Here is an 8652-nt window from a genome sequence, read left to right as displayed (position 1 = left end):
CATACTTGTCCGGTGACCATAGCAAAGAGGACCCACCCGTTCCCATGCCGAACACGGAAGTTAAGCTCTTTAGCGCCGATGATAATGAAGGGGCGACCCTTTGTGAAAGTAGGACGTTGCCGGGCAACAAGAAAAAGGGGTTATAACCCCTTCTAACAATCTCCAGCGATATCTACTATAAATCATATGGTACCGCTGGAGATTTTTTTGTCGTTTTATCGATTTTGTAAATATGTTCTGCAGTTTTAATTGTCTTTCTATTATTTTATTTCGAGATACATAGATAGATCTTCGTAACGCGAGGAAATAGTGAGGTTGAGATATTCTAGATGAAATGTTTTAATGGTAGAGAGTTGTTGACATATTGAGAACAATAAGAAAAAGTCGATTCAAAAGGACTTCATCATTTCTTAACAAAAAGCTATCAAGTAAAGCCCCAAACCGATCGGATGGGAATTCGTTTGGAAGGGGAAAAATTGAACACAAAAGCGGAGCGGATATTATTTCGGAGGCAATATTGCCTGGTACCATTCAAGTGCCGGCAAATGGACAACCGATTGTTTTATTGGCAGATAGACAGCCGACAGGTGGGTATACAAGAATTGCTACGGTTATTTCTGAAGACATTCCTCGCATTGCCCAAAGTCTTCCAGGGGAGGAAATCACTTTTGAAGTAGTGGATTTATTCCATGCTCAAAAACTATACGCAAGACGTGAAAAGTTATTAAAACAGCTGAGCAACAATATCTAACGGGAATTTTTTTGAAAAGTGATGACGGGGGATGTGCTAAAAAAGTGGTTTCTATTCAAGCAGTAGTGGCTAGAAACTTTTTATACGTTTCATTTCCGCTTCTAGTTCAATCGACCGACGAGAGAGAAGATTGAGGAGAGGTTCGTGTTTATCTTGTTTTTTTTCTATTCTTTTCGTTGTTTCAGCTGTTTCTAAAACTGCACGTTCGATTTGTTTCTGATTTTCTTTTAACTCGGAGACATCCTTTTCCACGATTGAAAGGCGCTGATCGACGTTTGCAAAGTCATTCTCCACATTAGAAAAACGACTATCAATGTTTGCTAAACCGCTCTCTACACTAGAAAGGCGCTGATCGACGTTTGCAAAGTCATTCTCCACATTAGAAAAACGACTATCAATGTTTGCTAAACCGCTCTCTACACTAGAAAGGCGCTGATTGACGTTTGCAAAGTCGTTCTCCACATTAGAAAAACGACTATCAATGTTTGCTAAGCCACTCTCAACACTAGAAAGGCGCTGATTGACGTTTGCAAAGTCGTTCTCCACATTAGAAAAACGACTATCAACGTTTGCTAAGCCACTCTCAACACTAGAAAGACGTTGATTAACGTTTGCTAAGTCACTCTCTACATTTGATAATCGACTATCAACGTTTGATAAACGGCTATCCATGTTTTCTACATGATTCTCCACATTCGTCATTTTATGAAGCATTTGTTCCAAGATTTCTCTGTCGGTCAAAGCAATCATCCTTTCAAATAAAATTATTTTGCGTTATTATACCATTTCCTTCTCTGAAAATGTATATTTTCTTTTCATTTAGGAAAGAATAGTTTCATAGCATGGAAGAGGAGGTTATAATGATGGAAATGTCTGTGAAAGGGGATTGCTGTATTGTTTGTGAGAAAGTAAAAAAGGAAGGAATATATGTACTTCATTCATTTATTTGCCTTCAATGCGAACAGGAAATTGTCCAATTAGAGCCGGAAGATCCTGCTTATAGAGAAACGGTGAAAAAGCTTCGCAAGTTAAATATGTCAGGTCTTTTATCAAAGTAACGATTGAAATATTTGAGAAAAGCGCAATCATTCGTCATCATTCTAGTAGATAGCATATTAAAGTGAGGCTAAGAGATGGATCAGGAGAAAATGCCTTTATTACAGGCTTTAGAGAATCATTTAAAACGACAACCGGTGTCTTTTCATGTGCCGGGTCATAAAAATGGTACTTTATTCCCTCCAACTTATGGAAAGTATTTCAAGGAAATTGCTGCGATAGACCAAACGGAGTTAACAGGGCTTGATGATTTACATGACCCAACAGGACCAATTCAAGAAGCGCAGATGCTGACGGCTGAACTATTTGGAGCAGTGGAATCTATCTTTCTTGTAGGTGGTTCAACATCAGGAAATCTGGCGATGATTATGGGAGCTTTTCGGGAAGGAGAGACGGTGCTTGTCCAAAGAGATGTCCATAAATCCGTCATCAATGGTCTTCGCTTAGCAAACGCACGACCTGTCTTTATTTTCCCGGAGTATGAAGAGTCCAGTCACCTTTCCCTTGGTTTATCAGTAGACAAAGTAAAAGAAGCGTTTCTTCGTTATCCTGAGGCAAAGGGACTGATTATTACGTCCCCAACTTATTATGGCTGGACGCCACCCCTTGAACCAATCATTCAAGTTGCAAAAGCATACGATGCAATTGTTTTGGTAGATGAGGCTCACGGCGCTCATTTTGTCGCGAATGATTGTTTTCCATCAAGTGCTCTTGCAGCTGGTGCAGATGTCGTTGTCCAATCCGCTCATAAAACGTTACCAGCATTGACGATGGGAGCGTATTTACATATTGGTACTACCGATACGAATCTCCGTCAATCAGTAAAAGAAAAAGCTGCTCTTATTCAATCGAGCAGTCCTTCCTATCCAATTATGGCATCTTTAGATCTTGCCCGAAAATACGTATATGATGTAGCGAAGATAGATAAACATGCACTAAGAGAAACATTGGTTGAGACTTCTAAAAGAATGGAACGAGAAACCGGTCTTAAAAGCGTCACTCCACCGGCACCGATCAAGCGAGACTTGTTGAAGTGTGTGTTACAAGCCCCCACTGGCTATAGTGGATGGACGTTCGCACGATATTTAGAAGCAAATGATTTGTATCCGGAACTGGCAGATAATAAACATGTGTTACTCATTTTACCATTAAGCATACAACCGCTCTCAACGACATTGTATGAGAAAATAAAAGTAGCAGTAACTAAGATGAAGAAAGAAGTGAAACGGACCGAGTTTCCAAATATCATCATCCCTTCTTTCGATCTTGCCCCTTTTGATCAGCTCTCTGTTCCCATCAAGGAACAAATGGATATTCCGCTTGAGAAAGCATACGGAAAAAGAACTGCTACTGATCTTATTCCCTATCCTCCTGGAATACCTCTTTTTTTCAAAGGAGAGCTGTTAACGGGGAAAAGATATGAAGCATTGATACAATGGTTACGTCAAGGTGGTCGCGTACAAGGGGGGCTTCAAGATGATCAGGGAAAGTGGTTCGTACCAATTATTCAAAATGAAGGATGAATTTTTATCATGAAAACAGGAACATTTATTACGTTTGAAGGTTGCGACGGGGCTGGGAAAACCTCGGTAATGGATCGAGTGTACCTTGATTTCAAGGAAAAAGGGTATCGTCTTTTAAAAACGAGAGAACCCGGTGGCATTGACATTGCAGAAAAAATTCGCGCCATTATTTTAAACCCGGATCATTCGACGATGGATGCACGCACCGAAGCGCTTCTTTATGCGGCAGCACGTAGGCAACATTTAGTAGAGAAAATCATTCCGGCCTTAGAAGACGGATATATCGTTTTATGTGATCGCTTTATTGATAGCAGTTTGGCGTATCAAGGAGTCGCCCGAGGGATTGGAATGGACGAGGTGTATCAATTAAACCAGTTTGCCATTGACGAATTTATGCCGGATATCACCATTTACTTAGATATTTCTCCTGAAAAGGGATTGTTAAGAATTCATCAAAACAAGGAGCGAGAAGTGAATCGACTCGACCGAGAAACGCTTCATTTTCATGAACAAGTACACGGAGCATATCATCAATTGGCAAAGAAATTCCCGGAAAGAATACATACTTTCTCCGCTGAACCACCGCTAGATGAAGTCACTCAACAAGTCATTCATTTTATCACCTCTCGACTTGAACGAGATGTTTTAAAGTGAGTCATTTTATCAGCGAGAAAACGCTTTTCCAAGCAAGATATTACCGAAAAGGTTTAGCGTCCCGGTAACTATCTTTTTTGTATGAATTTGCGTAAAATAATAACAAACCACAAAGGAAAGTAGGTGTCGATATTGAAACTTATTATTGCGGTGGTGCAAGATAAGGATAGTAACCGATTGTCTAAACATTTGGTGAAAAAAGGATATCGCGCTACGAAACTGGCAAGTACTGGTGGATTTTTAAAAGAGGGAAATACAACGTTTCTTATTGGAGTAAAAGATGATGAAATAAATGATGTATTGGATATTATTCAAGAAAACTGTCGCTCACGGGAACAAACAGTCTCTCCTGTCTCGGTTATGGGCGGAAATGTCGATTCTTATGTTCCCTATCCGATTGAGGTGGAAGTCGGGGGAGCGACGGTTTTTGTTTTACAAGTGGAACAATTTCACCAATTGTAACACCGGATGGAATGAGATAGAGGGATGAAGATCATGTGGCATCAATTAAAAGAAGAACAACCGGTCGTCATGCGCATGTTAGAGAAAAGCATCGAAAAAAATAGACTTGCTCACGCTTACGTGTTTGAAGGAGAAGCTGGCACGCCAAAAAAAGAAGTTGCGCTTGTTCTCGCACAAAGTCAATTTTGTTCTGAGCTAAATGGTGTTGTTCCTTGTGGAATGTGTGCAGAATGCCGTCGCATTGAGCACGGCAATCATCCGGATGTGCTGATGATAGACCCGGACGGTGCGACGATTAAAAAACATCAAGTGGAGGAGTTACAAAAGCAATTTTCCTATAAAAGCATGGAAGCTCGGCTACAAGTATATATTGTAAATGAGGCGGACAAAATGACCGCAAGTGCTGCCAATAGTATACTCAAGTTTTTAGAAGATCCTGAAAGCCCGACGTTGGCCATTTTGCTCACCGAAAATACCCAATTTATTTTAGAGACGATCTTATCACGCTCGCAAAAACTTTCTTTTTCTCCTCCGTCATTATCTACGCGTATCGCCTTGTATGAGGAAAAAGGAACAAAGGAAATTGCACCGCTCCTTGCGAGACTATCCAATCCATTTAGGGAAAAAGACTTGCTGGATATGTCCGATTGGATTGTACAGGGAAGAAGTCTAGTGATACAATTAGTACAGGAGGTTGAAAAGAAATCTCCACAAGTGTTGTTCACTTTACAGGAAAAGTGGCTTGCCCATTTTAAAGATAGAGAAGAGCTGGAGCTTGGGCTGGATTTGCTGCTTTTCTGGTATCGCGATTGTTTAGCGGTAAAACATGGTCAAGCTGATCTGGCGTATCCAGATCAAGAAACATTGCTAAAAAATATGGCTTTACAACTGTCAGAGTCAGCAATCGCCATGCGGATGCAGCAAGTGTTGGAAGCCAAACGATGGCTTTTAGCCCATGTTAACTCCCAGCTTCTCATGGAGCGATTACTGCTCCGTCTACAGGAGGGATTGTAGATTGCATGATGTAGTTGGGGTTCGTTTTAAAAAAGCAGGAAAAATTTATTATTTTTCTCCTGGTGATTTAGATATAAAAAAAGATCAATCCGTCATCGTAGAAACGGCTCGAGGCGTAGAGTACGGGAAAGTAGTCATTGGGAAAAAGCAAGTGGACGAGGACGATGTCGTGCTTCCATTAAAAAAAGTGATTCGGATAGCAAATGAAGAAGATCGGAAGACGATGCAAGAAAATATGGATCTTGCCCGTCGTGCTTATTCCATTTGTTTAACAAAAATTGAAGAACATCAATTGGAAATGAATTTAGTAGATGTGGAATATACCTTTGATCGCAATAAAGTATTGTTTTATTTTACGGCAGATGGAAGAATTGATTTTCGTGAGTTAGTGAAAGATTTAGCATCCATTTTTCGAACGCGCATCGAGCTTCGTCAAATCGGTGTACGGGATGAAGCAAAAATGCTCGGAGGAATCGGTCCTTGTGGGCGCGTGTTATGCTGTTCTTCGTTTCTCGGGGATTTTGAACCGGTATCCATTAAAATGGCGAAAGATCAAAACTTATCTTTAAACCCAGCGAAAATTTCCGGTTTATGCGGTCGGTTAATGTGCTGTCTGAAGTATGAAAATGACCATTACGAAGAAGCAAAAAAAGAGCTTCCTGACGTGGGAGAGCCGATTTCGACGCCGGCAGGGCATGGAAAAGTGGCTGGGATTAATATTTTAGAGCGGTTAGTAGAAGTAGAATTAAACGAAACACAACATATTTTAGAATATAGTTTGGATGAATTAATGGCAGAAGGTCACATCGTTCGTTCATAGGGTGATTGAGGTGGGTGGTTGTGAAGAAGAAAGAGATATTTTCGCAAGTAATTCATATGGAAGAGCGCATCGGTATTTTGCATGATGAATTAGGAGAGTTAAAAGAACAATTGGCAATGCTAATTGAAGAAAATCAAGCCCTTGTGCTTGAGAATCAGCATTTGCGGAAACGGATGGAAGAATTAGAAGAGAAAGCATCATCCAAGCAAGAAAAGTCGCCTAAATCTCACCCGCCCTTTGGGGAAGGATACGACAATCTTGCCCGTTTGTACCAAGAAGGTTTCCACATCTGCAGTATGCATTACGGAACGCTTCGAACCGATGAAGATTGTTTATTTTGTTTATCGTTTTTCAACCCAACAAAAGAAGAAGAGTAAAACATACTTCCCTTCTCCAACATTTTTGAGAAGGGAAGTTTTTCATTGTATAATAAAAATACTTCCCCCGCATGATGAAGCGGGGGATTTGTTATGTGGTATATACACTTTCAGCAGGAGCGAATAAAATGATGATTTTAGACGATAATGAGCGCTTGGATTACGTGAGTGATTCTTTACATATTATTCAATCAAATCGTGTGTTTGCTTTTTCAATCGATGCGGTGTTGTTAGCCCGTTTTTGTTCTGTTCCGAAAACGAGAGGAAAAATTATTGATTTGTGTAGTGGAAATGGCATTATTCCCCTTGTATTGTCGACGAGAAGTACGGTGCCGATGATCGGGATAGAGATTCAAGCGCGCCTTGTCGATATGGCCCAACGCAGCATCCGTTACAATCGGTTAGAGAATCAAATTACGATGATGAAAAAAGACGTACGGGATGTGCTTGTCAGTGAGGTGGACGGAGAGGCAGAGCTTGTGACGTGTAATCCCCCTTATTTCAAAACAGCGCGGTCTAAGGAGTGGAATGATAATCCTTATCTAACCATTGCTCGACATGAACGAAACGGTACGCTAGACGAAATCGTCCAAGCTTCTGCGCGTCTCGTGAAAGAAAAAGGAAAGGTTGCGATGGTGCTTCGTCCGGAAAGATTGCTTGAATTAATGGATGCTTATCGAAAATATCATATTGAGCCGAAACGACTCTTATTTGTCCATCCGAAAAAACAAAAAAACGCAAATATCGTGCTGTTAGAAGGGATCAAACATGGAAAACCAGGTTTAAAAACGCTTCCTGCTTTAGTTGTTTACGATGAAAATGGAAATTATACCGAGGAGTTTCAACGATATTATGAAGGAAAATAAGCATTATGTATATATGCTCGAATGCAAAGATGGCACCTTTTATACCGGATACACCACCGATATCGACCAACGGATGAAAAAGCATAGCGCCGGAAAAGGTGCGAAGTATACGCGAGGGCGTGGTCCTTTTCGACTTGTTTATCAGAGAGAATACGATTCGAAATCGGAAGCATTACGGGCGGAGTATCGCTTGAAACAACGTTCGCGCAAAGAAAAAGAACAACTCGTTTTCCGACATGAACAGATAGGAGAGTGGCACGATGAAACGGCAAAAGAATAGCCAGTTAGAGCGGGATGGAATTCTCTATCTCGTTCCGACTCCCATTGGAAATTTGGAAGACATGACTTTTCGCGGTATCCGCACGTTAAAGGAAGTAGACTTGATTATTGCGGAAGACACGCGCCATACACGAAAACTTTGCAGTCATTTTGATATCTCCACTCCGCTAGATAGTTATCACGAACATAGTAGTGAAGAGAAAGAAGAGAAGATTATTCAGTTATTGCGAAATGGAACAAAGATTGCTCTTGTGAGCGATGCAGGGATGCCTTTAATTTCCGACCCCGGAAAAGACTTAGTAAAAAAATGTGTCGAAAAAGACATTCCTGTCATTCCGTTACCGGGCGCGAATGCGGCAATCACTGCCCTTGCCGGTTCCGGTCTTGGAGGAGGGGGCTTTTATTTCCATGGATTTTTATCACGAAAAAAAACCGATCGCAAAAAGAAGCTTGAGCAGTTAAAAACTATTTCCGTCCCAGTCATTTTTTATGAGTCACCGTACCGAATCAAACAAACGGTTGCAGATGTTGCAAGCGAATGGGGAGACCGTCCCGTTGTTTTCGCACGGGAATTAACGAAAAAATTTGAAGAATGGTATCGCGGTACACTATTTGAACTGCAGGACATTTTACAAATAGAAGAGATCAAAGGGGAATGTTGTTTAATTATTGAAGGTGGAACGGAAAGTGCTACCGGCGATTGGTGGGAAAAGTTCACGGTACAAGAACATGTTTCCCATCATATTCAACAAGGAATGAAGTCAAAAGATGCCATTAAACAAACCGCAAAAGAGCGCAATATGCCTAAACGGGAAGTATATCACATCTATCATGACTTAACGAAATGACA

Annotated in this window: 11 protein-coding genes, 1 rRNA gene and 1 pseudogene; 12 read left to right on the top strand and 1 reads right to left on the bottom strand. The window is 40.9% G+C overall.

The genetic code is table 11. The features are described 5' to 3' along the window. The first annotated feature begins 8 nt into the window (after positions 1 to 8). A 5S ribosomal RNA gene (gene rrf, locus GJS40_RS02295) occupies positions 9 to 125 on the top strand. Positions 126 to 446: 321 nt separating this feature from the next. After that, positions 447 to 751: pseudogene (locus GJS40_RS02290) on the top strand (KipI antagonist); the annotation flags it as partial. Positions 752 to 820: 69 nt separating this feature from the next. Here the strand turns inward: GJS40_RS02290 and GJS40_RS02285 are convergent. Further along, positions 821 to 1492 carry a hypothetical protein gene (locus GJS40_RS02285; RefSeq protein WP_270895815.1) on the bottom strand — a complete coding sequence of 224 codons (672 nt, stop codon included), beginning with the start codon at positions 1490 to 1492 and terminating at the stop codon, positions 821 to 823. Positions 1493 to 1614: 122 nt separating this feature from the next. On the opposite strand from GJS40_RS02285, the gene GJS40_RS02280 reads away from it, so the two are divergent. The 10 genes from GJS40_RS02280 to rsmI all read left to right on the top strand — a co-directional run bounded on the left by GJS40_RS02280 (position 1615) and on the right by rsmI (position 8650). Beyond that, positions 1615 to 1809, top strand: a complete 195-nt coding sequence (locus GJS40_RS02280) for a sigma factor G inhibitor Gin (RefSeq protein ID WP_270895813.1) — start codon at positions 1615 to 1617, stop codon at positions 1807 to 1809. A gap of 75 nt (positions 1810 to 1884) precedes the next feature. After that, a complete protein-coding gene (locus GJS40_RS02275; protein ID WP_270895811.1) occupies positions 1885 to 3330 on the top strand; it encodes an aminotransferase class I/II-fold pyridoxal phosphate-dependent enzyme in 1446 nt (481 codons plus the stop codon). A 9-nt stretch (positions 3331 to 3339) separates the two neighbouring features. Beyond that, complete coding sequence (gene tmk / locus GJS40_RS02270) at positions 3340 to 3984, top strand: dTMP kinase (protein ID WP_270895810.1); 645 nt, start codon at positions 3340 to 3342, stop codon at positions 3982 to 3984. Positions 3985 to 4116: 132 nt separating this feature from the next. Beyond that, on the top strand, positions 4117 to 4446 hold the full coding sequence (locus GJS40_RS02265) for a cyclic-di-AMP receptor (RefSeq protein ID WP_270895808.1): 330 nt from the start codon (positions 4117 to 4119) through the stop codon (positions 4444 to 4446). A gap of 24 nt (positions 4447 to 4470) precedes the next feature. After that, the gene (gene holB / locus GJS40_RS02260; RefSeq protein WP_270895807.1) at positions 4471 to 5460 is read left to right on the top strand and encodes a DNA polymerase III subunit delta'; all 990 of its coding nucleotides are present in this window, start codon (positions 4471 to 4473) and stop codon (positions 5458 to 5460) included. A gap of 1 nt (position 5461) precedes the next feature. After that, on the top strand, positions 5462 to 6280 hold the full coding sequence (locus GJS40_RS02255) for a PSP1 domain-containing protein (RefSeq protein WP_270895806.1): 819 nt from the start codon (positions 5462 to 5464) through the stop codon (positions 6278 to 6280). Between the two features lie 20 nt (positions 6281 to 6300). Further along, positions 6301 to 6657 (top strand): DNA replication initiation control protein YabA, encoded by a 357-nt coding sequence (gene yabA / locus GJS40_RS02250; protein WP_270895804.1) that lies wholly within the window; start codon positions 6301 to 6303, stop codon positions 6655 to 6657. Positions 6658 to 6785: 128 nt separating this feature from the next. Beyond that, positions 6786 to 7523 carry a tRNA1(Val) (adenine(37)-N6)-methyltransferase gene (locus tag GJS40_RS02245; protein ID WP_270895826.1) on the top strand — a complete coding sequence of 246 codons (738 nt, stop codon included), beginning with the start codon at positions 6786 to 6788 and terminating at the stop codon, positions 7521 to 7523. Further along, entirely contained in the window at positions 7510 to 7803 is a 294-nt protein-coding gene (locus GJS40_RS02240; protein WP_270895802.1) for a GIY-YIG nuclease family protein, read from the top strand. Before GJS40_RS02245 ends, GJS40_RS02240 begins: the two co-directional genes overlap by 14 nt. Beyond that, on the top strand, positions 7784 to 8650 hold the full coding sequence (gene rsmI, locus GJS40_RS02235; RefSeq protein WP_270895800.1) for a 16S rRNA (cytidine(1402)-2'-O)-methyltransferase: 867 nt from the start codon (positions 7784 to 7786) through the stop codon (positions 8648 to 8650). The genes GJS40_RS02240 and rsmI overlap by 20 nt, the downstream gene beginning before the upstream one ends. Positions 8651 to 8652: the final 2 nt, after the last annotated feature.

Origin of the sequence: Aliibacillus thermotolerans (assembly GCF_027853235.1) — a bacterium.
In the GTDB taxonomy this organism is placed as follows: Bacteria; Bacillota; Bacilli; order Bacillales; family Marinococcaceae; genus Aliibacillus; species Aliibacillus thermotolerans.
Note: the sequence above shows the minus strand (reverse complement) of the source record. Positions and strands in the feature narration are given on the sequence as shown.